Raw genomic sequence first — 25054 nt, 5'->3', positions numbered from 1 at the left:
TCAGGTCGCCGCGTCGGTGTCATCCACGAGCTTTGTCTTGTAGTCGGTGCGCGGCAGGCTGCCGAAAGGCACGATCTCGACCTTTGTCGTGACCACCAGCTTCTCGCGGATCGTCTTTTCGATGGCCGCCCCGAGGCCCGCTCCCGGTGTGCTGCCGTCGGCTGCCTCTACATGGATCGGCAACGGTGGCAGTTGCTGGACGCCTTTCTTCTTCGGGCGTACCAGCATGATGCCGCTCACCTCCGGACGAAACAGGCTCACCACCTCCCGGATGGCGCTGGGAAAGACATTCACGCCACGCACGATGAGCATGTCGTCGGTCCGCCCGATGCAACGTATTCGCGGACCCGTGCGGCCGCTGGCGACCGGGCCCATGCTCACGGTGACATGATCACGTGAGCGATAGCGCAGCAGGGGTGCGGCTTCCTGTTGTAAATGGGTGTAGACCGGCTCGCCCTGGACCCCGTCTTCGAACGGCAGAATCTCTTCCGTTTTCGGATCGATCAGCTCCATATGGATATAGTCGCGGGCCAGGAAGTTCATCCCATCCTGCTCGGGGCCTTCGCCGAACATCGAGATCGAAAGCTCACCGAGCCCCAGCACCTCATGCACCTTCGCGTTGAAGGCCCCCTCGATCTGGGCGCGAACCTCGGGTTCACCGCCACCGGGCTCCCCACCGGCCACCAGTGTTTCGAGCCCGCAGGCTGCCGGATCGATCCCGCGCGCGCGCGCGGCTTCGGCGATATACAGGAAATAGGATGGTGTGCCGGGCATGGCCTGCACCTGAAACCGTTCCAACGCGGTCAGGAGCCGCTCGGTGTTCCCGCTCCCCACCGGCACCATGCGAACACCCAACGCGATCATGGATTCATGCACCGCACCCGCCGCAAACGGGCCGGAATTATACGTGGTGACGACCCGGTGGTGGGGCCGGATGCCGGCGGCGAAATAGCTTCGGTTCGAGGTGTGAATCCAGCGTTTGAGGTCGCCCAGCGTGACAGGAATATAGAGCGGGGTGCCTGAGGTGCCGCTGGTCGAATAGATCCGAACCACATCATCGAGCGGTGCCGCAAGCTGCTTGCCCAATGGCAGATGCTCGGCCTGGCTCGCGCGGAGCTCATCTTTCACCGTGAGCGGCAGATGGCGCAGCTCGTCCAGACCGCCAATCGATTCAGGCGTCCTGAAGCCCGCTTCCTTGAACTTTGCCTGATAAAATTCCGACCGCGCAAAGAGATACTCGATCTGCCGGCGATAGACCGGTTCGTCTTTCCGTTTCTGGTCTGCGGGGTCCCGGGTCTCGGCCTCGGGATCAAAGAGCGCGCCGGCCGGCATCCGTTCTACTCCCCGTCATAGGAGATGGCTTCTTCCCCATGATGGGCCAGCAGGAACCCGATCGGGCGTTCCATTTCCTCGTTCAGATGGCCGATCAGGCCGACCGTGCGGGCCAGAATGGGGATGCCCCGGATTGCGGCCTTGGGGAAATCGAGATCAAGGAGCACTGCCGCCATCGGCCCTTGAAGGTTCATCGGCAACGGTTTGCCCCAAACCGCAGCCACGGCGCCCGGAAAAGCCCGCAGCGCCCCCACATGGCGCCCCGACACGCCACGTTCATCGGCCAGTTCGAGAATTCGTACCGCACGGGGGTCGACCGGGTGGTGAATGGGATGACCGAACCCGGGAATGAATTTGCCGGCGTCCTTGTATGCTTGCGCGATCGCCAGCGCGGCGGCTTCGGGGGTCTCCCCGCCTTCGATCCGGGTCGCGGCATCGTCGAGCATATCGCCACAGATATCCGCACTACCCAGAATGACGGAGCCGACCCCGAGGAGGCCGGCCGCGACCGCCCCCTGCATCGCCTCCGGTGCGGCTGCCAAGGTCATGCGGGCGGCTTGTACGCTCGGTGTCAGGCCATGCTCGGCCAGCCCCACCACGAGGACATCCATGAAAAATGCCTGATCAGCGCTCGGCTCGCGACCTGTGAGATGGAAAAAGAAAAACTCCGCGATCGAGGCATGCCCCATCACCTCGTTGCACAGATCCTTCCCGCGCACTGTGATCGAGCTCACATCCGCCGTTTCGATAGCGGTTTTGGCCTCGCCCTTCTTGCCAATCAACATGGTCGTCCCCCTCAAGTCCTGCGCGACGATAGGGTCTAACCCAAGCGGCCACAACTATTCACATATACGAATTACTATTCTGTTGCTGGAACATCATTGACTCCCGCCAACGCCCTGCCCCTAGAATGGACCCAGCCACAAATGAGAGCGGCGCCATGCCGCCCACGGCCCGGGTCCTAGGGAGACTGAAACCATGAAATACGGAATGTTCAGCATGCCACTCCGCCCACCCGGCGGAGACGTCAACGGGAACTATCACCGCGACATCGAGACGTATATCCACGCCGACAAGCTCGGCTACAGCGAAGGTTGGATGGGCGAACATTACACGATCCCGTGGGAGCCTATTCCCGCGACGGATCTGTTTGCCGCAACCGTCTTCGCCCAGACCGAGCAGATCAGGGTCGGCACCGGTGTCGTGCTTCTCCCGATGCATGATCCGCGTCTTGTGGCGTTGCGTATCGCCTATCTGGACCACCTGTCGAAGGGACGCCTGAATTTCGGTATCGGCGCGGGCGGCGCCCCCACCGATTTCCACTTTTTCGATATCGACTATCAGGAAGGTGAGCATCGCGAACGGATGCGTGAGGCGATCGACGCCATCACCCGCCTGTGGACCGAGGAAGATCCCTTCGAGCACAACGGCAAGTTCTGGCAGTTCAAGGTGCCCGAGCCGATGCCGCAAATTCCGCTATACCATCACATCCGTCCGTATCAGGACCCCCATCCGCCGATCGCGGTCGCCGGGCTTCACAAATACTCGGAATCGCTAGTGACTGCCGGGCGTGAAGGCTGGATGCCGATGAGCGTCAACTATTTGCCGGCCGCCAACCTCAACACCCACTGGGAAGCGGTCCTGCAGGGCGCCAAGGAAACCGGGCGTACGCCGAGCCGCAAGGACTGGCGGGTCGCGCGCGAAATCTACGTCGCCAAGACCGACGCGGAGGCGCGCGATCATGTGCTGAACGGCGGCATGGCGAAGGCCTATAACGACTACATGTACAACGTTCTCAAGTCACTGGGTGTCGTCGATCTCTACAAGGAGAACGAAGATATCAAGGACGAGGACCTGACGGCGGAATACATCTGCGACAACATCTGGGTCGTCGGCAGCCCGGACACGGTCACCGAAAAGCTCCGCAAACTCTATGACGACACCGGCGGATTCGGCACGGTGCTGCAGGTTCAGTATGTCTACGAACCCTTCCAGGATTGGCTCGACAACATGTCGTTGTTCGCCAAGGAGGTCATGCCGAACCTCGCGGATCTGGTTCCCGAAGACGAGGCTGCCGCCGCCGCACAATAGACCGTCTCATGGACATGTTCGGTCCGCCCTGCACCCCAAACACGGTGCGGGGTGGCCGGGCATAAGTATTACGGAGGCTCACATGTCCGTTGCCGCTGAATCCGAACGCGCCGTTTCTCCCGACGTCGCGGAATGCATCGCCGAGGAGCGCATTCCGGTCATCGATGTCAGCGGCTATCTGTCCGGGGACCTGGACGCCGTGAAACAATTTGCGACAGACCTGCGCGCGATCCAGGAAAGCCTCGGTTTCTACTGCATCATCAATCACGGGATCGATCAGGCGTTGATCGACCGCAGTTTCGAGCTGATCGCGGATTTGTTCGCCCTGTCGGACGACATCAAAATGAAGTACCGGGTTGATTTCCATCATCAGGGCTTCATCCCCAACAAGTCACTGATCCTGCGCTGGTCGAAGATCGCCAAGAACGAGAAGAAGGACCTCAACGAGGCATGGGCGTTCATGCGCGAACGCACCGCCGACGACCCCAAGGTGAAAGCCAACACCCGGCACCGGAACCTGAACCAGTGGCCGGAAGAACTGCCGGAATTCCGTACGGTGCTGCTGGAATATCAGGAGACCATGGCCAGTTTGGCGACCCGAATGCTGCCGGCCTATGCCCGCGCGCTGGAATTGCCGGACGACTATTTCACCGACAAATTCTCCAAGCCAGAATATTACAACCGCTGCGCCTGGTATCCGCCTGTCGAGGCCGAAGAGGGACAGTTTTCACTGTCGCCGCATTCTGATCACAGCTCGATGACCTATCTGCCGCTGATGGACGTGCCGGGCCTGCAGGTCATGTCTCCATCGGGCAAATGGATGGAGATCAAGCCCCTCCGTGGCGCGATCGTCGTGAATACCGGCGAGTTCTTCAACCGCTGGACGAATGGCCGCTTCATCGCCACCCCGCATCGCGTCGTCCCGCCGTTGAAGGACCGGTATGCGCTCACGTTTTTCTACAACTGCAACGATGAGACCGTGGCCGACCCGTTCCCGACCTGCATCCAACCGGGCGAGGAACCGAAATACGAGCCGATGTCGTTCCACGACTTCTTCATCACCTACATGGATGGGAACTACATCTACCGCACGGCAGAAATGGACGAGGACTAGCATTCCTCTCCATTCACACCCGAGTACTGCGTGACGAAGGCATGGACATGAGCAACGTACAGATCCTGACAAAAACGCGTGACCGCGTGCTTTATGTCACCATCAATCGCGCGGAAAAACACAACGCGCTCGCACTTTCGATCATCGATGCGATCGGCGAGACATTTCGCGCGGCGGCCCGGGACGAAACACTGGTGGCCGCTGTTTTGCGGGGTGCGGGCGACAAAACCTTCGCCGCGGGCGGCGACCTGCGCGAACTGGCGGGGCTGCGCACCGAAGCCGAAGCCGAGAAGATGGCAGTCGACGCCAAGACCGCGTTCAACGCAATCCGTGACTTCCCGGTCCCCGTGATCGCCGGCCTGAACGGCAATGCGTTCGGCGGCGGCGCAGAACTCGCGGTGTCTTGCGATTTTCGAGTCGCGGCAAACCATGCCCGCATCGGCTTCGTCCAGGGCCGCCTCGCGCTCGCCACGGCCTGGGGTGGCGGCCCCGACCTGTTCGACCTGGTCGGCCGCGCGCGCGGCCTCAGGCTGGTGAGCACAGGCGAGATGCTCGAACCAACAACGGCGCTCAATATCGGGCTGTATGACGCGATCGGCGCCGACGACGAGAATATCGACGACACAATCGAGACTTTCCTCTCTCCGATCCGCAAACAAAAGCCGCAATCGATGCGCGCCTTCAAGGCCGTCAGCATCTCCCATCGGCGCGGAGAGTCGCGCGCGGAAATGCACGCGATCGAGACCGGCATGTTCGTGCAGACCTGGGTCCATGACGATCATTGGGAGGCCGCCGAAAAAGTCCTCCCGTCGAAGGGATAGGCGGATGAACGAGCCCAAAAGCGCCGGCGGGGACCACCCGGACACGCACCGCGACCCGCCCGACAAACCCTCGACCGCAACACCCTCCGGAATCGAAGTACCGTTGGTCGTCACCCCGGATATGGTGGCGGACCGCGAAACCGAGATGCCGGGCGAGTATCCGTTCACCCGCGGCATTTTCCCTGACGGCTTTCGCGGCCGGATGTGGACTATCCGCCAGTATTCGGGCTTCGGTACCGCCGAGGAATCCAACGAACGCTACCGCTTCCTGCTGGACCAGGGCCAGACGGGTCTCTCCGTGGCACTCGATCTGCCCACCCAGTGCGGCTATGACCCGACCGACCCCATCGCCAAATCCGAAGTCGGCAAGGTCGGCGTTTCCCTGTCGAACCTCGCGGAAGCCGAAATTCTGTTCGACGGCATCGATCTTGCCGGTATCTCGACCTCGTTCACCATTAACGGTACCGCCTCGATCATCTATGCGATGTACTGCGCCGTGGCCGACAAGCAGGGCGTCCCGCGCGAAAAGCTGACTGGTACGATCCAGAACGACATCCTCAAGGAGTATGTGGCGCGCGGCACCTGGATCTTCCCGGTCCGCCCGTCGATGCGCCTGATCGCCGACACGATCCTGTTCTCCTACGAACAAACGCCCCGCTTCAACGCGATCAGCATCGCCGGTGCCCATGTGCGGGACGCGGGCTGCACGGCGGTCGAGGAGATGGGCTACACCCTGGCCAACGGGCTGGCCTATATCGACGAGTTGATCAGACGCGGCGGCGATGTCGAGAAATTCGCGCGCCGCCTCAGCTTCTTCTTCTACGTGCACATGGATTTCTTCGAGGAGGTCTGCAAGTTCCGCGCGGGCCGGCGGCTCTGGGCGAAATTGCTGACCGAACGCTATGGTGTGAAGGACCCCAAGGCGCTCATGTTTCGGTTCGGCGTCGTGTGCGGCGGCTCTTCCCTGGTCGGCGCCCAACCCGACAACAATGTGGTCCGGGTCGGCATCGAGAATATGGCCGCCGTCATGGGCGGTGCCCAGTCGATCTTCACCGCCGCCTTCGACGAGGCCTACCAGATCCCGACCGAACACTCTGCCGAGATTGCCGTCCGAACCCAGCAGATCGTCGCACACGAATCCGGGATTGCCCGCACAGTCGATCCACTCGGCGGCAGCCACTACGTCGAATGGCTGACCGACCGGATGGAGGATGAAGTCATGAAGGTGATCAACGAGATCGAGGCCTATGGCGGTGTCACCAAGGCCGTCGAGGATGGCTGGCTGCAGCTCAAGATCGCGCAGCGCGCAGCCGATCGGAAACGCAAGGTGGACAGTGGCGAGACGGTCATCGTGGGGCAGAACTACTTCCGCCGCGAAAACCAGAAGGACGGCGTCGCTGAATTGTTCAAGCTCGACCCGCAGGCTTCGGCGCGCGTCGTCGACAAATTCGAGAAGGTTCGTGACAGTCGCGACAATGGCGCCGTCGCGGCCTCTCTGTCCGCCCTGGAAGCCGCTGCTACCAAGGATGATGAGAATCTCATGCCCTATCTGATCGATTGCTGCCACGCCTACGCGACGGTCGGCGAATTGGTGGCGACCCTGAAGACGCAATGGGGCGAATTCGAAGAGCCGGTACGGCTTTAGGACCGACGACAATGAGCCTGAACGGAAAACGTATCCTGATCGCGAAACCGGGTCTCGACGGGCACGACGTGGGCGCGAAAATCATCGCCCTGGCCTTGCGGGACGCCGGCGCCGACGTGATCTACACGGGCCTGCGGCGCAGCCCCGACTATATCGCGCGGGTCGCCGTGGACGAGGATGTGGACGCGGTTGGTCTGTCGATCCTTTCGGGCAGCCACCGGGAACTTGTCGAGGAGACATTGCGCTGCCTGGCGGAACTCGACGCCGGCGACATTCACCTGTTCGTCGGCGGGACCATCCCCGGTGAGGACCATGACGATTTGCGCAGCGCCGGTGCGCGCGGCATTTTCACTGCCGAGATGACCGTGGATGCGGTGGTGGCGGCCATCGAAGCGGATCTGGGCACATGACGGGCGGCCCCCTCGCAGGCGTCCGGATCATCGAGGTCGCCCATGTCCTCGCGGGCCCGTTCTGCAGCATGATTCTGGGTGATCTGGGCGCCGACGTCATCAAGGTCGAGCCGCCGGGCGGGGACATGGCCCGCAACATCACCAAGCAATTCACGGGGCCTTACAACGATTATTTCGCAAGCCTCAACCGCAACAAGCGGTCCATCGTCCTCGACCTGAACACGCCCGCCGGTCAGGCCGAACTGGGCAACCTCGCCACCGGCGCCCGGGGCGTGATCACCAATCTGCGCCCGGCCACCATCCGGCGTTTCGGTCTGACCTACGACGATCTGAAGCGCCACAACCCCAACCTCGTCTGCCTCGCGCTGACCGGATTCGGACTCGACGGACCCTACGCCGACAAGCCTGCCTACGATTATATCGTGCAGGCGCTCACCGGCGTGATGACCCTGACCGGCGACCCGGGCACCGCCCCGACCAAGGCGGGGTACTCCGCCGTTGACAATTCAACCGGCATGATGGGTGCGATCGGCCTGCTGGCGAAAATCATCGAAGGCAAGGGCGGCCAGGTCGATGTCTCCCTCTTCGATACCATGCTGGCCCAGCTCAACTATCTGGCCTCGGGTTACCTCAACCACGGCATCGTCCCGCAGCGAACAGCGCAGAGCGCCCATCCCTACATGGTGCCGGCCCAGGTCTTCGAGACCAGCGATGGGTACCTGATGCTGTTCATCTCGACCGACAAGTTCTGGCGGAAATTCTGCGAGGTCGTCGGCTGGGCCGACCAGGCAAGCGACCCGACCCTTGCAACCATGAGCGCGCGCTCGGAAAACCGCGACGCCGTGATCGGCGTCGTCGGCGAACTCTTGAAGTCAGAAACCACCGCACACTGGGTCGAGACCCTCGGTACCGAGGGCCTCGTTGTCTCGGGCGTTGAGACCCTCGACCGCGCGCTCGACGGCAACATGGCCGCATCACGTGAGATGATTGCTGTGATCCCCACACCAGACGGTGCGCTGCGGGTGGTCGGCAACCCGATCAAGATGGCCGATCACCCGCCCCGATACGGCTTACCGCCGCTGCTCGGGGAGCATACGGACGAAATTCTGGGCATGTCGCCCGCCACCGCAGCCAAATGAGCGGCGCATCAGGCAATCCGCGGCGAAACCTCAGTCGCGCGCTTTCGCGCATCGCCAATGCGGATGTCGCCGAAACCCTGGCACAACAGAGCGAGCAATCCGCCGGGAACCTGCCCCGGATCGGCATCACCGGCGCGCCGGGTGCCGGCAAGAGCTCGCTGATCGCCAGACTTGCCCAGCTCCGCAAGCGTTCTGACCGGAAGATCGCGGTGCTGGCGGTCGACCCGTCAAGCCCCGTCACCCAAGGCTCGATTCTCGGCGACCGGATCCGCATGGATGCCATCGCCGACGACCCGGATATTTTCATACGTTCGATCCCCTCGCGCCGCGCCCATGACGGCCTCGCGAACAACACTGCCGATCTGCTGAACGCCATGGAAGGGCATGGGTTCGACGAGATCATCGTCGAGACGGTGGGCGTCGGACAGGCCGAATACTCCATCCGCACTTTGGTCGACACGGTGGTCCTCATCCTGGTCCCCCATTCCGGCGACGCCATCCAGGCCATGAAGGCGGGCATTCTCGAAATGGCGGATGTCTATGTGGTGAACAAGGCCGACCTTCCGGGTGCCGACCTGATGGCCGCCGAGATCAAACAGGTGGCCGACCATCAAAGCACCAATGGCTGGACGCCGCCCGTCATCATGACGTCCCGCGACGACCCGGACGGCTTTGCCGTCCTCGACGAGGCCATCAACGCCCACGAGGCATGGCGAAGCGAACATGGCGACGCGACAAGCGCGCGACGCGCCCGCGCGCGCTATCAGGTACAGGCGCTCATCTCACGGCGCATTGAAGAGGTGCTCGAGGCGGTCGACGAGAACTTCCTTGACCAAGATCCCGGCGAAATACTCGACGCAATTATTGCCCGGCTGGGTCGCTAGCCCGTTCGTTCCGGTCCGCGGCGGCTCAGGCCTTGTTGATCTCGCTCTCGAGGATCTCGTAGACGACCGCGCACTCGTCCTCAAGGCGACCGGCCTTCTCGATTTTCTTGTAATAATCGTTGCAGGTCCGCAGCAGCGGTGCCGACAGGCCCAGCGCATCGGCCTGTTCCTCGACGATATCGAGGTCTTTCCACAACAATTTGCTGGGACCCGCACAGGGTTGCCAAGCCCGGTCCTTGATGATTCCCGAGCGCATGTTGAAGACCGTCGAACCGGCAGCACTCGGGCCGACGATATCGATAATCAGTTGCGGATCGAGGCCCATCTCGGCGCCGAACAGCATGCCCTCGGCCAGCGCCACCGTATTCGCACCAACCATGAAATTGATCATCAGTTTGAGCTTGATGCCGGTGCCGTATTCGCCGACGAAGAACGTCTTGGGGCAAATCTTCTCGAGCATCGGTTTCACCGCGTCACATAACGCCGCATCGCCGCTCATCATGATGACACCGTTGCCGGCGCGGATGATCGGCTGTGTTCCGCTGACCGGACAGTCGATGATCTTCGCCGCAGTATCATCGACCTGGGCCTTGATGCGTTCCTTTTCGACCACCGGGAAGGTGTTCATCTCGATGATCGTCAGACCCTCGTGGGCCCCGGCCAACAGGCCGTCAGGGCCCTCCAGAGCTGTCCGGGAGGCATCGGTGCTCGGGAGAGCCGAAATCACCACATCGGCCCACGCAGCAAGCTCCCGCGCCGTATCGAACAGTTCGCCGCCGGTGTCGGGGAAGCTCTTGGTACTCGGACGGCGCACCGCGGCGCATTCGTAGCCTTCCGGCATCAGGATTTCGGCCGCAAGGCTGCCGATCAATCCAAGTCCCAGAATTCCAACCTTTTCAGCCATGATGTGCTCCCTCCAGTATCAATCTCGCATCTCCCGGCCTCAGGGGCCGGTGCCCAATACAGATTCCCGGAACCGCGAGCGCAAATAAGCCCCGTCCCGCGCCGGCAAAACCCGTTCTTGCTCGCCGGCCTCGATCTTGATGTTGGCGAACAACGTGCCCTCGCAGCACTGCATGCGTGTCGCCAATGTGCCAAGCGCGTTCATGTCGCGAATATCCTCTAGCGCTTCGATCCCGCAGCCGCGCGCCACTTCCACGAGGCTGACCCCGTGCGCGGTCGCCGTGGGCTGGGCGCCTGTCTCGCCGTAAACCTCGTTGTCGAGCACGATGACCGAGAGGTTCGCCGGTGCGGCGGCACCGATCGTCGCCAGGCTGCCGAGGCCCATGAGCATTTCCCCATCGCCGGTGATCGCGGCGACCGGGCGGCCCGGTTGGGCCTGCGCCAGACCGAGCGCCAAAGCCGCCGTGCCACCCATGGCGCCCCAGAGATAGAAATTGCGAGGATCGTCACCGGCGGCCGCGCAATCATAGGTCGCCGAGCCGAGACCGGTAACCACAAGCAACTCGCCGCGGTCCTGCAGCAGCCGCGCGACAGCTTCGCGCCGGTCCAGGCGTGGTTGGAGGTTGGCCATGTCAGCCTCCTTCCGTGAAGGCCTTGCGGCCGATCAGACGCTGGGACAGGAGCACCGCCGAGGCAAGCATCCCGTCAAAGGATTGCCGGATCGCCGCATCGAGGGTCGGCGCGGCGTCATCGGGATCATCGACCCGGTGAGCTTGCACACCCATCCGGGTCAGCACGTCCGGCGCCGCCTGCCCCATCTGGGCCTGCCACGGATTGAACTCGCCCCATTCACCGCGCATCGTGATGAGCGTCACCAGCGGCAGCCGGCAATTCTCGATCAGGGTGAACATGTTCACGCAGTTGCCCACGCCGCTCGATTGCATCAGCAATACCCCGCGGTCGCCACCCAGCCAGGCGCCCGCCAGCAGCGCGACACCGTCTTCTTCGGTGGTCAACACAGTGGCTTGCATATCCGGATTGGCCTCGCAGCGTTCGATCAGCCGCGCATGCCCTGCATCGGGCACATAGGCGACCTGGCGAATATTCTGCTGCACCAGAACGCCATACAATGCATCGGCCCAGTCTTGATTGTCCGTATCACTCACGTACTTCCCCCAAGCTTCTCGAGCCGCTCCTTCGCGGACAGAAGCTGTGCTGCGAGCTTGGTCTCGCCGGCTTCCATCCGGACCAGAGGTCCAGCGATCGCAATTCCCATGATTTCCCCAAACACATCTGCCGTCGTTGCCAGCCCCATCACATCGACGACGTTCTCCCCCCGCGTCACGAAATAGCCCTTGGCGATGCCGTCGGCGAGATCGGCCTCCAGGCGCGCGCGCTCGGTGATCGTGTTCGGCGTCCGCTGGTCGAGCGGAAGCCGGGCCACCAGGGCCGCGCGTTCTCCATCGTCGAGCCGGCCGAGAAACGCCTTGCCGATGGCGCTCGAATGCAGGGGCTTGATATCGCCGGCCCCGGCGGAATAGCGCAATGTCTGTCCCCCCTCGATCACGTCGAGATAGAGGATCATCTCGCCCTGGCGGCGGCCGAGCAGAATCGTCTCGTTGGTCTCGTCGCGCAGCGCATCCAACACCGGGACGATGCTCTCGAGAACCGGATCATGGGCGGCAATGATGTCGGCGATTTCCAGCAATCGCTTGGTTGGATAGATCGTCCGATTTCGCTCGGATGTATAGAGATATCCCTTGGCGCTGAGCGTCCGGACCAGCCCGTGACAGCTGCTGATTGGCGCCGACAGGGCCTCCGCGATCTGGGTCAGTGTCATGGGGCCCTTGCGACGCGAGAATGCCTCGAAAAGGTTTACGGTACGAACCGCTGTCTTCACACCGTCATTCATGTTCATGAAATTGAGTTTGGCTGTGTGAAACTACACGGTCAAGCGCGTCCGACCCGGCTTTTCCCGGTCCCGGCAATGGCGTAGAAACGGGTATCCCGTTCATCCAATCGCGGTGCCTAGGCATGTCATCCAATCCCACCGACCGGATCATTGTCGCCGGCGGCGGCCCGACCGGGCTGATCGCGGCGCTTTCGCTGGCCAAACAGGACATTCCGGTTCTGCTCCTGGAACAACAGGACGCCCCGCAGGATCATCGCCGTGCCACCACCTTCCACCCGCCGACCCTCGAATATCTCGACGAACTCGGCATGGTGGACGCGGTCCTGAATGACGGTCGGGTCACCCCCGTCTGGCAGTTCCGCGACCGGCGCGCGGGCGTCGTCGCCGAGTTCGATCTGGACGCCCTCAAGGACGAGACGAAATATCCCTATCGTGTGCAATGCGAACAGATGGAACTGAACCGGGCGCTCTACGCCACGCTTGCCGACCACCCCAATGTCGAAATCAGATTCTCCCATGAAGTTCTGGGCGCGACGCAGGACGCCGACAGCGTAACGGTGAGCGCCAGAACACCCGGCGGCGAAGAGCACTTCACCGGCCGTTATGTGTTTGGCGCCGATGGCTCCCGCTCCAGCATCCGGAAATCCCTCGACGTCGGCTTCGACGGGTTTACCTATGACGAGAAGGTGGTGCAGTACGGCACAACGTTCGACGTGAGCGAGGCAATGCCCGATATCGCCGGGGTCGCCTACATCTCCGACCCCGACGAATGGTGCGTGATCCTGCACCTGCCCGAATACTGGCGGGTGGCCTTCTCGTCACGCGACGGCGAGCCCGACGATGTGGCGGTGCGCGACGACGTGGCCGAAGCCCGCATGGCAGCCTTCTTCGGCAAGCCCGGCGCCGTCGTCGAGCTCCATCGGAACATCTGGGCCATCCACCAGCGGGTCGCCGAGGATTTCCGCAAGGGTCGGATCATCATCGGCGGCGATGCCGCCCACATCAATTCCCCCATGGGCGGCATGGGCATGAACTCCGGCGTCCATGACGCGGTGAGCTTCGCCGACAAGATGGGGCAGATATGGCGCGGTGCGGCCGACGAAAGCCTGCTCGACCGCTACACCCGCCAGCGCCGTCACGTCGCGCTGGAGGATGTGCGACAGCAGACGATCCGGAACACCAAGTTCATCGCCGAGAAAGATCCCGCCGAGCGTCAGAAGGCTCACGACGCCATGCGCGCCATCGCGGAAGACCCGCAGAAAAGTTACGGCTTCATGATGGGGTCGTCGATGATTGCGGGTTTGCGGGCCGCCAACGCGCTCGACTAGCGCGCCACGAAAACACCCGTACCGACCAAGGGTTTGTTAACCAAACCCGGTGATGGTGATCTCCTGCCCGGCGTATGAACGCCGTATGAAGCGGGGACCACACATGCTTGACCAGACCATACCGGACATCGCCGGCCAGGCCACGAACGGCGATGGCCATGACTTCGACCTGATTGTCATGGGGTCGGGGCCTGCCGGCCAGCGCGCCGCAATCCAGGCCGCAAAGCTCGGCAAAAAGGCCGCCATCATCGAGCGGCGTACCGTCGTCGGTGGGGTATGCATCAACACCGGCACCATCCCGTCGAAGACCCTGCGCGAGGCGGCTCTACACCTATCGGGTTTCCGCGAACGCAACGTGTACGGCGCGTCCTATGTGGTGAAGCACGACATCGCCATGTCGGATCTCCTGTTCCGCGCTGATCATGTGATCCGCAACGAGATCGACGTCACCCATCACCAGCTGCGCCGCAACGGCGTTGTCGTGATCGAGGCAACGGCCACATTCGCCGACGCCAACACGGTCCGCCTCGACTATTTCGATGGCCGCGGCCAGCGCGCGGTCACAGCTGACAGGATTGTCATCGCGGTGGGGACCGAGACGACCAGATCGCCCGATATTCCCTTCGACGGGCAATCCGTATTCACCAGCGACGACATTCTCGACCTCGAGGAACTGCCGCGCACGCTGGTGGTGATCGGTGCCGGGGTCATCGGCCTCGAATACGCGACCATTTTTGCCACCCTGGGCGTCCGCGTGACCCTGATCGACAAGCGACCCCGCCTGCTCGACTTCGTCGACGGCGAGATCACCGATGCGCTGGCCTATCTCATGCGCCAGAACCGGGTGACACTGCGCCTGGGTGAAGGTGTGGAATCCATAGCCGTGGAAGCGGGCAAGCGCGGCCCCCATGTGCGTGTGGTGCTGGAGAGCGGCAAACAGGTCGTTGCGTCCAAGGCGCTGTACAGTGTCGGCCGCACGGGTGCCACCGGAGAACTCAATCTCGACGCCGCCGGCCTCGATGCCGACGAACGCGGCCGGCTGACGGTCGATGCGAATTACCGGACCAATGTGCCCAACATCTACGCGGCAGGAGACGTCATCGGCTTCCCGAGCCTCGCCTCGACCTCCATGGAACAGGGCCGCCTCGCCGCCTGCCACGCGTTCGACGCGTCGGTGTCGGGTGTCGCCCAGCTGTTCCCCTACGGCATCTACACGATCCCGGAAATCTCGGTGGTCGGCGCCAATGAAGAGGAACTCACCGCCAATGGCGTCCCCTACGAAGTCGGCAAGGCGTTCTACAAGGAAATCTCCCGCGGCCAGATCATCGGGGACGCCACGGGCATGCTGAAGCTCCTGTTTCACGTCGAAACCCGGGAGATTCTCGGGGTCAGTATCCTGGGCGAAGGCGCCGCCGAGCTCATCCATATCGGACAGGCGGTGATGGCCCATAGCGGCACGCTCGACTATTTCGTGGACACGGTCTTCAACTATCCGACCCTGGCCGAATGCTACAAGACCGCCGCCTTCGACGGCCTCAACCGGCTGGAATAGCCCGGCACCACCGCGCGGACAGGCCCGCACGCCTCAAGAAAACGACGTCATGCCCGCACTTGTTGCGGGCATTCACGTCTCCTGGTTACGTGACATCACCACGTGGATGGCCGGATCAAGTCCGGCCATGACAACCAGAACAAGGCCACCCCCTACCCGATCCCCGGCACCGGCGCCATGCGGTCAAGGAGAAGCCCGCTGTCGCGGGCGAGTCATGGACCCGCCCCTACACGGGCATTGCTAAACTGCCGTAGGGTCTGATTTCAAACCCGCCCGAATTTCCCGTCATGCCCGCACTTGATGCGGGCATCCCCGTCCCTCAACCGGTACAATGTCCCGGCCTGAATGCCCCATCCTGAGCCTGTCGAAGGAGCGACATTTCGGCCTTCATGCTTCGACATGCGCAGCATGGGGAGGAATTTCCAGATGGAGACGCTTTATGGCCTACAGGATTTTCAACACCGACGAGATCGACCACCAGCAATGCTACCGCCTGCTGATCGGCTCGATCGTCCCGCGCCCCATCGCCTGGGTCAGCTCCGTGGACGAGGACGGCGTGCCCAACCTCGCACCCTTCTCTTTCTTCTCCATCGTCTCCCACTACCCGCCGCTGGTCTCGATGGCCGTCAGCGAGAAGACCCACGCGCCCAAACACACCTCGGCGAATATCCAGGCCACCAAGGGCTTCGTGGTCCACACCGTCACCGACGACTTTGCTGAAAAAATGAACGCCAGTTCGGCCAACTACGAAGCAAACCAGGACGAATTCGCCGAAATTGGTCTCGAGACCGTGCCGTCCGACCTGGTGCCGGCACCCCGCATCAAGGACTGCCCGGTCGCCATGGAATGCACCTTCGAGCAGGTCCTGAAGTTCGGCGATGAGTGGGTCACCGACCTGGTCATCGGCCGGGTCCTGCGCTGGCATGTCCGAGAGGATCTGATGCTCGACGACAAATACGTTAACCCGCACACGCTCCACCCGGTGGGGCGTCTCGGCGGCCCGCGCTACTGCCGGACCCATGACATCTACGAAATGAAGGCACCGTATATCCAGCCGGATGTGGCCCACCCGAACGAACCGGTGCAGTAAGGCTGCCCGTTTCGTGATGCGCGGACTTGATCCGCGCATCTCAATGCTCCAGTCGAAAAGATACCCGGCCCAAGCCCGGGTATGACGAATTCCGGTTCTAAGCCGTCTCTGATTCCGCCAACCCCAGCTCTTCGACCATCACATCCCGCATCACGAATTTCTGGATCTTGCCAGTCACGGTCATCGGGAATTCATCGACGAATTTGATGTAGCGCGGGATCTTGAGGTGGGCGATCTGGCCCTTGCAGAAGTCCCGAATGTCGTCATCGGTGGCACTCTCACCCTCGGCGAGCTTGATCCACGCACACAGTTCCTCGCCGTATTTCTCGTCGGGCACGCCGAAAATCTGCACATCCGAGACCTTGGGGTGGCGGTACAGAAACTCCTCGATCTCCCGGGGGTAGAGGTTCTCCCCGCCGCGGATCACCATGTCCTTCATGCGCCCGACGATGTTGAAGTAGCCGGCCGCATCCATGGTCGCGAGGTCGCCGGTGTGCATCCAGCCGGCATCATCGATGCTTTCGGCGGTCTTTTCGGCATCGTTCCAGTATCCGCGCATGATCGAATAACCGCGCGTACACAGCTCGCCGGTCTCCCCCGGCACGACGATGCGGTTTTCCTCATCGACAATCTTCACCTCCACATGGGGGTGGATCCGCCCCACCGTACCCACCCGGCGGTCGAGCGGGTCGTCCACCGCCGTCTGGGTTGAAACGGGGCTCGTCTCGGTCATGCCGTAGGCGATGGTCACCTGGTCCATGTGCATCTTCTCGATGACCTGCTTCATCACCTCCACCGGGCAGGGTGAGCCGGCCATGATGCCCGTGCGCAGGCGCGACATGTCGAACTCGGCGAACTGCGCGTGCTCGAGTTGGGCGATGAACATGGTCGGCACGCCGTAGAGCCCCGTGCAGTGCTCGGCCGCCACACACTCCAGCGTCGCCAGCGGGTCGAACGCGTCGGACGGATAGACCATGGCAGCGCCGTGGGTCATGCAGGCGAGATTCCCCAGCACCATGCCGAAACAATGATACAGCGGCACCGGGATGCAGATTCGGTCCACCTCGGTGAGCGCCATCGTCCGGCCGATAAAGAAGCCGTTGTTGAGGATGTTGTGGTGGGTGAGCGTCGCCCCCTTTGGAGAGCCCGTCGTGCCCGAGGTGAACTGGATGTTGATCGGGTCGTCGAACTGAAGCGTCCCCGCCAGCGCCGCCACCGCGTCATGACCCGCCGTGGCGCCCATCGCCATCACGTCATTGAACCCGTACATCCCGGCGACATCCTCCGCACCGATCTGGATGACGGTCTTGAGATGGGGCAGCTTCGCCGACACGAGCGCGCCCGCGTCCGCGCTGTCGATCTCGGGTGCGAGCTCGCGGATCATCCCCACATAGTCGCTGGTCTTGAAACGGGCCGCCGTAATCAGGGCTCCGCATTCGACCTTGTTGAGGGCGAATTCCAGCTCGGCCAGCCGGTAGGCCGGGTTGATGTTGACCAGGATCAGCCCCGCCTTGGCCGTGGCGAACTGGGTGATCACCCATTCGGCATTGTTGGGCGACCAGATGCCGATGCGCGAACCCGGCTCCAGCCCCAGCTCGATCAGCCCGGCGGCGAAATCATCGACGCGCGCCTTGAGTTCGGCCCATGACCATGTGATGTCCTGATGGCGCACAACCAGCGCGTCCCGCTCCGCCCATTGTCCTGCGGCAGCATCGAAATGCGCGCCGATCGTGTCGCCGATCAACGGCACATCCGAGGCGCCGTGAACATAGCTTTGGCGATACGGCATTGCCTTAACTCCCCCCGTTTCTCCCATACTACGACGGCGGCAAAACATAGGGGATGAGGATTCGCCGGTAGCACGAAAATGGTATAATTGTACTTTCTCTCAGCGAAGGGCGTCTGCTGATTTCGGTTAATTTCAATATCTCCAAGGCTCCCCTCAAATGGCAAGCAGCTACATTCTCGAAGCAACGCGCCGCATCAATGGCGAAATGGCCGATCGTTGCTGCGTTATTGTCGATATGAAAGATCCGGCTCAATCCATTACACATGTCACCGACGGCTTTCTGGAACATACGGGTTATTCCCGTGACGAAGTCATCGGCCAGAACTGCCGGATGCTGCAGGGCCCCGATACTTCGCCCGAGGCGCGCGCGTTTCTGCACCGGGCCATTGTCCATGGCCGGCCTGCGACGGTCGATATCCTGAATTACGCGGCGAACGGCAAACCGTTCTGGTTCCGCGTCAACGTTGCGCCGAGCTTCTCGTCGGAAGGCGACCTGACACATTTCCTCGGTGTCCAGGAACCTTTGCGTAAGCGGCCTGACCATTTAATGATGCGATACAACGTGGAACAATCCGCCCGGGAATTTCCCGAAAGTTCGATGCTCAAGGTCGTTTGAACAGGCACCACGGTCTGAAGTCGGAACTGCGGCCCGAATTCTCGAACTGCGCCCTCGCGCGTCCCTGCGCGAGACAAACAAAACCCCACCCGGGGCAGATCGCGGATGGGGTTCCGTTACACTTCGAAAATGCTGTCGGTTCGGCTAGAGCGCCTGAACGTCCGCCAGCGTCTTCTCCGGCTCCGGCCGGGAGGCATAGTTCGGGTCGATGTCTGTCGCACGGACAACGCCGCTCGAATCGACGACGATCCGACACGGAATCGGCAGCGTCCAGCTGTCGTCGCCGTTGGTGCCTGGAACGTCGATCCCGACTGCCTGATAGATTTCCTTGACGTCCGGTTGGAGTTCGAACTTGAGACCGAGATCCGCCAGGTAAGTGTTGCCCGGATCGGACAGCATGTGGAAATTGAGATCGTTCTTTTCGGTCATGGACTTGTTGTGCTTAACGAGCTGAGGGGTGATGGCGACCAGTGAAGCGCCAGCTTCGTCAAGGGCCGGTACGATATCGCGCAAAGCATACAGCTCTGCAACGCAATAAGGTCACCAGTGGCCGCGGAACACCGTTAACACGACAGCTCCCCTGGACAGAAGGTCGAGGGAGTTGATCATGGCTCCGTCGGCGTTCTCGAGACTGAAGGGCGGCAGCTTGTCGCCGACCTTGATCGTGTGATCCAGAACCCCTGATTCGCGTTGTGCCTTCGTCGCGGCGCTAAGGATGGCTAGCTTCTCCGCGGGAATACGCTTGGCGCCCGCGGCGCTAATCTCCGCAAGCTTCTCTGCTAAACTCATGATTACCCCTCTTTCCGGCCGTTAATCGACCGACAAGAACCCTACACGCAATCACAGGGTCCAGCCAGCAACGGCCCGTGACCGGCCAATCAATGACTTGTGACGACCGAACCAGTGAGCGCCCGCAGCATCCAAATTCTGATCCATCGCGTTTCCAATCAACGACAGGTCGGGCAACAACCGATTCACGACCAGTTCCCAAACAAAACCCGACCCGCGGCAGATCGCGGATGGGGTTCCGTTACGCTTCGAAAAGCTGTCGGTTCGGCTACAGGGCCTGAACGTCCGCCAGCGTCTTCTCCGGCTCCGGCCGGGAGGCATAGTTCGGGTCGATGTCGGTCGCGCGAACAACGCCGCTCGAATCGACGACAATCCGGCCCGGCATCGGCAGCGTCCAGCTGTCGTCGCCGTTGGTGCCCGGAATATCGAGCCCGAAACCCTGGTAGATCTTCTTCACCTCGGGCGGGATCTCGAACTTGAGGCCCAGTTCCGCGAGGTAGGAGTTACCCGGGTCGGAAAGCATTTCGAAATTCAGACCATGTTTTTCGGTCATGGCCTTGTTGTGCTCGACGAGCTGAGGGGTGATGGCGACCAACGTGGCGCCGGCTTCGTCAAGTCCGTCTACAATGTCACGCATAGCATACAGCTCTGCATTGCAATACGGTCACCAGTGGCCGCGGAACACCGTCAGAACGACAGCCCCCTTGGACAGCAGGTCGGCGGAATTCACCATTTCGCCGTTGGCGTTTTGAAGACTGAAGGGCGGCAACGTGTCGCCCACCTTGACGGTTTTGTCCATGATGCCGGACTCGCGCAACTCCTGGGTCGCTTTGCCCATGGTCGCGCGCACCTCTTCCGGCATCCGCTTGGCGCCCGCGGCACTAATCTCCGCAAGCTTCTCTGCTAAACTCATGATTACCCCTCTTTCCGGCCGTTAATCGACCAGTTCGAACACTACACGCGATTCCGGTCCCCGGCCAGCGACGCACCCGTGACCAAGCAATCAATGACTTGTGACGGCACGTGCATAGACCTGTGCGAAAACGCGATTATCAGGTGATGGAATAGAGGCCCACGGCCACGGCCAGCAGGTTTGCGGCCAGGATCGTCAGCACCATCTTCACGAGGGTCGAGAACACATCCGCAGACATCCGGCGGAGCGCGTAACTGCCAATCAGGGTGCCGGCAAGCGAGGCCAGGAGCAGCATCGCGATAAGCCCCAACCACTCGGCAAATGCGAACCCCAGAAGCCCGAAGGCGACGATCTTGAGGGCGTGCTGTGCGCCCATGCAGGCGGAATGGGTGCCGATCAGGCCCTGTGGCGTGTACCCGCGTTGCCTGAGCAGCGCCGCGGCAAAGGGCCCGGTCGCGCCGAAGAACATGGTCAGCACACTTGAGACCGCGCCGACAACGACCGAGATCAGGTTACCCTCGCCGAAGAATTTCAGCTGCGGCCCCCAGACGGTGTAGATGATGAATATGCCCAGCGCACCGCGCAGGACGTTGGCCGGCAGCGCCACCGCAACACTGCCACCCACGGCCACCCCGACGATGCTGCCCAGACCGAACCACATGAAGGTCAGCCAGTCGATATGGGCGCGCTGGACACCGCCCCGGAAGATGTTGGCCCCCAGCTGCGCCACCCCGTGAACCGGGATGATTGCGGCAACAGGCATCAGGTTGGCCATAACCGCCAGCAATATGATGCCGCCGCCGATGCCCATGGCGGCCGAGATGATGTTGCCGATGAACGTCGCGGCAATTAGCGCGACCGCCGCCGTCGTATCGATATCGGCAGGAAGAAAGCCCGCAGGCAGAAATTCCAAGGAAACAAAACTCCGAAGCCGCGAAATCGCGGAGAATATGGCGGACCCGCCGGGACTCGAACCTGCGAGATGACCGTGAAGAGCAGCGTACCACTCTACAGGATGAAGTCATCCTCGTGCAGATCGGCCATCTGTACACCGATCAGCGTCAGGCTGTCATCGGTGTCGAGGTCGATCACGGTATCCGCACCCACATCCGTCGTTGACGCCAGCAGATCCGCGAGATCGGTGAACCCGAAGGCAGACACATCGATCCGGTCTTCGGTGCCGGCTCCCGCTTCGAAGTCGCCAATGATGTCGCCATCATCCTCGCTCTCATCGTTCGCGAACACGAACAAATCATCGCCATCCCCGCCCGCCAGGAAATCTTCGTGGCTGCCGCCGTTCAGGGTGTCATCGCCGGCGCCGCCGAGCAGCACATCCTCGTGTCGGCCACCCAATAGGGTGTCATTGCCGAGGCCGCCCATGAGCAGATCGTCGCCATCGCCGCCATCGAGCGAGTCGTTTCCGCCGGCGGCATAAAGAATATCACCACTGGATCCGCCGCCCATATTGTCATTGAAGTCGCCACCCGAAATCGAGACGATCCCGCCAGCCAGGTTGGAATAGACCCCCGCATACCCGGTTGCCGTGCCGCCGTTTCCATCGGCGATGGCATAGCCAAAGGCATCCGGCCCCGAGAAGCCTGAATCCGGCGTGTATTGGAAGTTCCCGCCTCCGAGATCAACAACGCTGCCATTCTGTGCACCCGAGAAACCGGTAATCGAGAGGGTATCCCCATCGATGTCGACGTCATTGGAGAGCACGTTGACCGTCTTCGAACCGCTACCGAATGAGAACGATAGATCATCATCCGCAACCGGCGCGTCGTTGGCACCGGCCACCGACACCGTCACGTTCTCCGTGTCCGTCGCGCCATGCTCATCGGTCACGACGACAGTGAATACCTCGTCATGGGACTCTCCCTCGGCCAGCGCCTGCACATTCGCATCGCCGTTGCGCAAATCGTAGCTCCAGCTGCCGTTGGCATCGATCGACAGGTCCCCGTAGGTGCCCGCACCGCCGCCGGCGACGGACCAGGTCAGCGGCGCAACATTGTCCACATCCGTGGCATCAAAATCGCCGGACACACTGAGGGTCCCGTCTTCCTGCACGAAGTACCCGTCGCGGGTCACCCGAACATTATCGAGGGTCGGTCCCCAGGCGCCGGACGGCACGAGGCTGGAGAAGTCCAGGAGCGTATCGTCATCAACGGCCACGAACGTAAAGCTCTTCTCCGTCCAGTTCATGTTGGTGTTCGACGTGCCGCCATCGGCCGCGTTGTCGAAGCTGTAGTCCTGGCTCGTGCCATCCGCCGACACCCGCAGATCCTTGACGGTCTGCTGGCCGGGGTTCCCTGCCATGTCGAAGGTGACGGTGTAGGTCACGCCGGCTTCCGTGGCGAAGGATTGCGAAATTCCCGCCGGGTTGAAGCCGTTCAGGTCGAGGCTGAAGGAGCCGTCGGACGGATCCCAGACAGAGGTCCCGACCCGATCGAGGTCCCCGAAAGTCACGCTCCAGTCTGTCACCCCGTTCAGAGCTGTCTCGAAGCTGCCGTTGGACAGGCTGACCGCCGTATCGATGGGGGTGATCACCGGCGCGTCGTTCTCGCCGTTGACCGTCACCGTCACCGTCGAGGTATCCGTCCCGCCATTGCCGTCCGAGATCGTGTAGTCGAGCGTGATCGTGTCCGTCTCGCCGACCGCCAGGTCCTCGAAGCCGCCCGCCGTATCGAATGCGAAGTTCAGCGCACCCGTCGTCTCGAAGATCGCCTGGCCCGCGCGACCACCCGCCGAGGTGACCGAGAAGGCCGTCGAGGGCGCCTGACCATCCACATCGACGATGGTCAGCGCATCGCCATCCACGTCCGTGTCGTTCCCAAGCAGATCGAGGGTCACAAAGCCGCTTTCACCGATCGTCGCGGCATCCGCATTCGCAACCGGGCCCTCATTCGTGCCGTTGATGATAACCGTGATGGTCTCGGAATCAGTGCCACCGTTGCCGTCATCGACCGTAACGTCGTAGGCGATTTCCAGCGTCTCACCTTCGGCCAGGTGCTCGAACAGACCGTCGTCGGCCGAGAAGGTCCAGTCAATGGAACCCGGCGATCCGGCCCCGTTGGCCGATGTCGTCGCCAGGCCGAGGAAACCCTCGAAGGTCGCGTTCGTGATGCCGTTGGTGTTCCCGGTCAGGTTCACACCCGTGATCGACGCACTGTGCGTGTCGCCAATATCCACATCGTCAAACACAATCGAACCGGTGTCGTTCAGGCGCTGCACATCGACCGCATAGTCGAGACTCTCCACCCGGTAGTACGATGCACCTGCGCCGCCCCCGACCACGATCGACACCGCCCCGTCGGTGCTGACCCAGTCGCCAAGATCGCCGCTTGCAACACCCGCTATGGTCAACTGATCCGACGCACCGTCTAGTTGGATATCGAGAGTGAAATCGTCCAGCTGGGGACCCGACAGGACGGTACGGTCGGTAATTGGCGGGTTCTCGGGATGTGCGACCCCGAAAGGTCCGCTGCCTGCAAAGGAATCTGCGAATATCCCGCCGGTGAAGCCGTTCGTGCTCCAGAAACCGACATAAGAATCTGCATCCCGCACGCCGAACATGATGTCCTGATCGCTGCCGTCGCGCTGCACCACTGCATCGATACTGATATCGACAACGGTGTTCGGATCCAGATCCCCCGCACCCCAAAGCGGGATATCGATCATCTCGTGGCGGGTCAGGCCCGTGCCGATGGCCAGCACATCCGTGCCGCCGACATCGATCACCGACGCCGAACGCACCGGTGCCGTGAAGTGGTCCAGCATCCCGTGCGCATCCAGCATCTCGGAGAAGGAGAAGCCGACTTGCAGGCTCGAGGACAGATCCGATGCCCCCGCGTCGATCACCGGCGCATCGTTCTCGCCTTGGATCGTGATGGTCGCCGTGGCGGTATCGAATGCACCGTTGCCATCCGTAATCGTGTAATCAAACGCGACCGTGTCTGTTTCGCCCGCGGCCAAATCCTCGAACCCGCCAGCCGTATCGAAGGCCACATTCAGTGCGCCATTCGGTGCCACGATCGCCATACCATCGCGACCACCCGTCGACGTCAGGGTAAACGCCGTGTTCGGTGCAATGCCGTTCGCAGACGTGATTGTCAGGACGTCGGAAGGATCCGCATCACTGTCATTCGCCAGAAGGTCATCGACCAGCAGGCCGCTTTCACCGACGCTAAACGCGTCGTCCTGGGCCATCGGCGCGACGTTGTCCGTGTTGCCGTCGATGGTGACCGTGACCGTCTGGGTGTCGGTGGCGCCATGCTCGTCGGTCACCGTGACATCGAAGGTCTCGGTCGCCGTCTCGCCCGTGTCGAGGTCTTCCAGCGCGGGCGTGGAATTGTCGAGGGTATAGGTCCACTGGCCCGTGGAATCCACGCTCAGGGCGCCATAGGTGCCCGCGCCGCCGCCGTCGACCGACCAGCTCAGCACCGCGCCATTGTCGACGTCACTGCCGGTCAGCTGACCGGTGACCGTGTTGGCCGCATCATCCTCGACCACCGTGCCGGCGTCGTTGCCCGGCAGGAGAGATATCACCGGCGCATCGTTGACACCGGACACCTCGAAGCTCACCGTCGCGGTGTCGGTCGCGCCATGTTCGTCGCTGACCGTGTAGGTGAAGCTGTCCGTAACGACCTCGCCTTCGGCCAGGCTGTCGAGCAATCCGGCCGGGTTGTAGGTGATGTCGGTGCCCGACAGGGAAACCGCCGCGCCGAGA

22 protein-coding genes and 2 pseudogenes are annotated in these 25054 nt (G+C 62.2%); 11 read left to right on the top strand and 13 right to left on the bottom strand.

Annotated features, from left to right (window positions below):
* Complete coding sequence (locus ABJ363_14810) at positions 1-1332, bottom strand: AMP-binding protein (protein MEP4380266.1); 1332 nt, start codon at positions 1330-1332, stop codon at positions 1-3.
* Between the two features lie 5 nt (positions 1333-1337).
* Positions 1338-2117: a citryl-CoA lyase gene (locus tag ABJ363_14805; GenBank protein MEP4380265.1), complete on the bottom strand. Its 780-nt coding sequence runs from the start codon at positions 2115-2117 to the stop codon at positions 1338-1340.
* 193 nt (positions 2118-2310) lie between these two features.
* Between ABJ363_14805 and ABJ363_14800 the strand changes: the two genes are divergently transcribed.
* The 7 genes from ABJ363_14800 (at position 2311) to meaB (ending at position 9436) form a co-directional block, all read left to right on the top strand.
* Positions 2311-3423 (top strand): LLM class flavin-dependent oxidoreductase, encoded by a 1113-nt coding sequence (locus tag ABJ363_14800; GenBank protein ID MEP4380264.1) that lies wholly within the window; start codon positions 2311-2313, stop codon positions 3421-3423.
* A gap of 82 nt (positions 3424-3505) precedes the next feature.
* Positions 3506-4537 (top strand): 2-oxoglutarate and iron-dependent oxygenase domain-containing protein, encoded by a 1032-nt coding sequence (locus ABJ363_14795; protein ID MEP4380263.1) that lies wholly within the window; start codon positions 3506-3508, stop codon positions 4535-4537.
* A 47-nt stretch (positions 4538-4584) separates the two neighbouring features.
* Complete coding sequence (locus ABJ363_14790; protein ID MEP4380262.1) at positions 4585-5358, top strand: enoyl-CoA hydratase/isomerase family protein; 774 nt, start codon at positions 4585-4587, stop codon at positions 5356-5358.
* Between the two features lie 4 nt (positions 5359-5362).
* Positions 5363-7003 carry a methylmalonyl-CoA mutase family protein gene (locus ABJ363_14785; GenBank protein MEP4380261.1) on the top strand — a complete coding sequence of 547 codons (1641 nt, stop codon included), beginning with the start codon at positions 5363-5365 and terminating at the stop codon, positions 7001-7003.
* Positions 7004-7014: 11 nt separating this feature from the next.
* Positions 7015-7413: a cobalamin-dependent protein gene (locus ABJ363_14780; GenBank protein ID MEP4380260.1), complete on the top strand. Its 399-nt coding sequence runs from the start codon at positions 7015-7017 to the stop codon at positions 7411-7413.
* Entirely contained in the window at positions 7410-8552 is a 1143-nt protein-coding gene (locus ABJ363_14775) for a CoA transferase (protein MEP4380259.1), read from the top strand. The genes ABJ363_14780 and ABJ363_14775 overlap by 4 nt, the downstream gene beginning before the upstream one ends.
* Complete coding sequence (gene meaB, locus ABJ363_14770; GenBank protein ID MEP4380258.1) at positions 8549-9436, top strand: methylmalonyl Co-A mutase-associated GTPase MeaB; 888 nt, start codon at positions 8549-8551, stop codon at positions 9434-9436. Before ABJ363_14775 ends, meaB begins: the two co-directional genes overlap by 4 nt.
* A 25-nt stretch (positions 9437-9461) precedes the next feature.
* Here the strand turns inward: meaB and ABJ363_14765 are convergent, their stop codons facing one another.
* The 4 genes from ABJ363_14765 to ABJ363_14750 are packed head-to-tail and all read right to left on the bottom strand — an operon-like array spanning position 9462 to position 12257.
* Positions 9462-10340, bottom strand: a complete 879-nt coding sequence (locus tag ABJ363_14765) for an NAD(P)-dependent oxidoreductase (GenBank protein MEP4380257.1) — start codon at positions 10338-10340, stop codon at positions 9462-9464.
* A gap of 39 nt (positions 10341-10379) precedes the next feature.
* Positions 10380-10970, bottom strand: coding sequence for a thiamine pyrophosphate-dependent enzyme (locus ABJ363_14760; GenBank protein ID MEP4380256.1), 591 nt, complete (start codon positions 10968-10970; stop codon positions 10380-10382).
* 1 nt (position 10971) lies between these two features.
* Positions 10972-11505, bottom strand: coding sequence for a phosphonopyruvate decarboxylase (locus ABJ363_14755; GenBank protein ID MEP4380255.1), 534 nt, complete (start codon positions 11503-11505; stop codon positions 10972-10974).
* Entirely contained in the window at positions 11502-12257 is a 756-nt protein-coding gene (locus ABJ363_14750; protein MEP4380254.1) for an IclR family transcriptional regulator, read from the bottom strand. Before ABJ363_14750 ends, ABJ363_14755 begins: the two co-directional genes overlap by 4 nt.
* A gap of 116 nt (positions 12258-12373) precedes the next feature.
* On the opposite strand from ABJ363_14750, the gene ABJ363_14745 reads away from it, so the two are divergent.
* The 3 genes from ABJ363_14745 to ABJ363_14735 all read left to right on the top strand — a co-directional run bounded on the left by ABJ363_14745 (position 12374) and on the right by ABJ363_14735 (position 16221).
* A complete protein-coding gene (locus tag ABJ363_14745; GenBank protein ID MEP4380253.1) occupies positions 12374-13579 on the top strand; it encodes an FAD-dependent monooxygenase in 1206 nt (401 codons plus the stop codon).
* A gap of 103 nt (positions 13580-13682) precedes the next feature.
* Positions 13683-15131 carry a Si-specific NAD(P)(+) transhydrogenase gene (gene sthA / locus ABJ363_14740; GenBank protein MEP4380252.1) on the top strand — a complete coding sequence of 483 codons (1449 nt, stop codon included), beginning with the start codon at positions 13683-13685 and terminating at the stop codon, positions 15129-15131.
* Between the two features lie 439 nt (positions 15132-15570).
* Entirely contained in the window at positions 15571-16221 is a 651-nt protein-coding gene (locus ABJ363_14735) for a flavin reductase family protein (protein ID MEP4380251.1), read from the top strand.
* 97 nt (positions 16222-16318) lie between these two features.
* Here ABJ363_14735 and ABJ363_14730 read toward each other — a convergent pair whose 3' ends face one another.
* The gene (locus ABJ363_14730) at positions 16319-18010 is read right to left on the bottom strand and encodes an AMP-binding protein (GenBank protein ID MEP4380250.1); all 1692 of its coding nucleotides are present in this window, start codon (positions 18008-18010) and stop codon (positions 16319-16321) included.
* Between the two features lie 157 nt (positions 18011-18167).
* Here ABJ363_14730 and ABJ363_14725 point away from each other — a divergent pair, with 157 nt between their 5' ends.
* Positions 18168-18626, top strand: a complete 459-nt coding sequence (locus tag ABJ363_14725) for a PAS domain-containing protein (GenBank protein ID MEP4380249.1) — start codon at positions 18168-18170, stop codon at positions 18624-18626.
* A 144-nt stretch (positions 18627-18770) separates the two neighbouring features.
* Here the strand turns inward: ABJ363_14725 and ABJ363_14720 are convergent.
* From ABJ363_14720 to ABJ363_14695, 6 genes and pseudogenes are all read right to left on the bottom strand, one after another.
* Positions 18771-19154, bottom strand: a pseudogene (locus tag ABJ363_14720) (redoxin domain-containing protein).
* A gap of 12 nt (positions 19155-19166) precedes the next feature.
* Positions 19167-19415: a hypothetical protein gene (locus tag ABJ363_14715; protein MEP4380248.1), complete on the bottom strand. Its 249-nt coding sequence runs from the start codon at positions 19413-19415 to the stop codon at positions 19167-19169.
* A gap of 268 nt (positions 19416-19683) precedes the next feature.
* Positions 19684-20067, bottom strand: a pseudogene (locus ABJ363_14710) (redoxin domain-containing protein).
* A 12-nt stretch (positions 20068-20079) separates the two neighbouring features.
* Positions 20080-20328: a hypothetical protein gene (locus ABJ363_14705; protein MEP4380247.1), complete on the bottom strand. Its 249-nt coding sequence runs from the start codon at positions 20326-20328 to the stop codon at positions 20080-20082.
* Positions 20329-20467: 139 nt separating this feature from the next.
* The gene (locus ABJ363_14700; GenBank protein ID MEP4380246.1) at positions 20468-21241 is read right to left on the bottom strand and encodes a sulfite exporter TauE/SafE family protein; all 774 of its coding nucleotides are present in this window, start codon (positions 21239-21241) and stop codon (positions 20468-20470) included.
* Between the two features lie 95 nt (positions 21242-21336).
* A partial coding sequence (locus ABJ363_14695) for a choice-of-anchor C family protein (protein ID MEP4380245.1) occupies positions 21337-25054 on the bottom strand: 3718 nt, incomplete at its 5' end.

This window comes from Alphaproteobacteria bacterium (assembly GCA_039980135.1).
Taxonomy (GTDB): domain Bacteria; phylum Pseudomonadota; class Alphaproteobacteria; order UBA6615; family UBA6615; genus UBA8079.
The sequence above is the reverse complement of the archived record's forward strand: the minus strand, read 5'-3'. Positions and strand labels throughout refer to the sequence as shown.

Bases quoted from the DNA above. Each gene is read 5' to 3' on its own strand.
- ABJ363_14810 (MEP4380266.1), bottom strand. From the start codon at position 1,332: ATGCCGGCCGGCGCGCTCTTTGATCCCGAGGCCGAGACCCGGGACCCC.
- ABJ363_14760 (MEP4380256.1), bottom strand. From the start codon at position 10,970: ATGGCCAACCTCCAACCACGCCTGGACCGGCGCGAAGCTGTCGCGCGG.
- ABJ363_14785 (MEP4380261.1), top strand. From the start codon at position 5,363: ATGAACGAGCCCAAAAGCGCCGGCGGGGACCACCCGGACACGCACCGC.
- ABJ363_14730 (MEP4380250.1), bottom strand. From the start codon at position 18,010: ATGCCGTATCGCCAAAGCTATGTTCACGGCGCCTCGGATGTGCCGTTG.
- ABJ363_14735 (MEP4380251.1), top strand. From the start codon at position 15,571: ATGGCCTACAGGATTTTCAACACCGACGAGATCGACCACCAGCAATGC.
- ABJ363_14780 (MEP4380260.1), top strand. From the start codon at position 7,015: ATGAGCCTGAACGGAAAACGTATCCTGATCGCGAAACCGGGTCTCGAC.
- ABJ363_14775 (MEP4380259.1), top strand. From the start codon at position 7,410: ATGACGGGCGGCCCCCTCGCAGGCGTCCGGATCATCGAGGTCGCCCAT.
- ABJ363_14725 (MEP4380249.1), top strand. From the start codon at position 18,168: ATGGCAAGCAGCTACATTCTCGAAGCAACGCGCCGCATCAATGGCGAA.
- ABJ363_14790 (MEP4380262.1), top strand. From the start codon at position 4,585: ATGAGCAACGTACAGATCCTGACAAAAACGCGTGACCGCGTGCTTTAT.
- ABJ363_14800 (MEP4380264.1), top strand. From the start codon at position 2,311: ATGAAATACGGAATGTTCAGCATGCCACTCCGCCCACCCGGCGGAGAC.
- meaB (MEP4380258.1), top strand. From the start codon at position 8,549: ATGAGCGGCGCATCAGGCAATCCGCGGCGAAACCTCAGTCGCGCGCTT.
- sthA (MEP4380252.1), top strand. From the start codon at position 13,683: ATGCTTGACCAGACCATACCGGACATCGCCGGCCAGGCCACGAACGGC.
- ABJ363_14705 (MEP4380247.1), bottom strand. From the start codon at position 20,328: ATGAGTTTAGCAGAGAAGCTTGCGGAGATTAGTGCCGCGGGCGCCAAG.
- ABJ363_14765 (MEP4380257.1), bottom strand. From the start codon at position 10,340: ATGGCTGAAAAGGTTGGAATTCTGGGACTTGGATTGATCGGCAGCCTT.
- ABJ363_14795 (MEP4380263.1), top strand. From the start codon at position 3,506: ATGTCCGTTGCCGCTGAATCCGAACGCGCCGTTTCTCCCGACGTCGCG.
- ABJ363_14745 (MEP4380253.1), top strand. From the start codon at position 12,374: ATGTCATCCAATCCCACCGACCGGATCATTGTCGCCGGCGGCGGCCCG.
- ABJ363_14805 (MEP4380265.1), bottom strand. From the start codon at position 2,117: ATGTTGATTGGCAAGAAGGGCGAGGCCAAAACCGCTATCGAAACGGCG.
- ABJ363_14750 (MEP4380254.1), bottom strand. From the start codon at position 12,257: ATGAACATGAATGACGGTGTGAAGACAGCGGTTCGTACCGTAAACCTT.
- ABJ363_14715 (MEP4380248.1), bottom strand. From the start codon at position 19,415: ATGAGTTTAGCAGAGAAGCTTGCGGAGATTAGCGCCGCGGGCGCCAAG.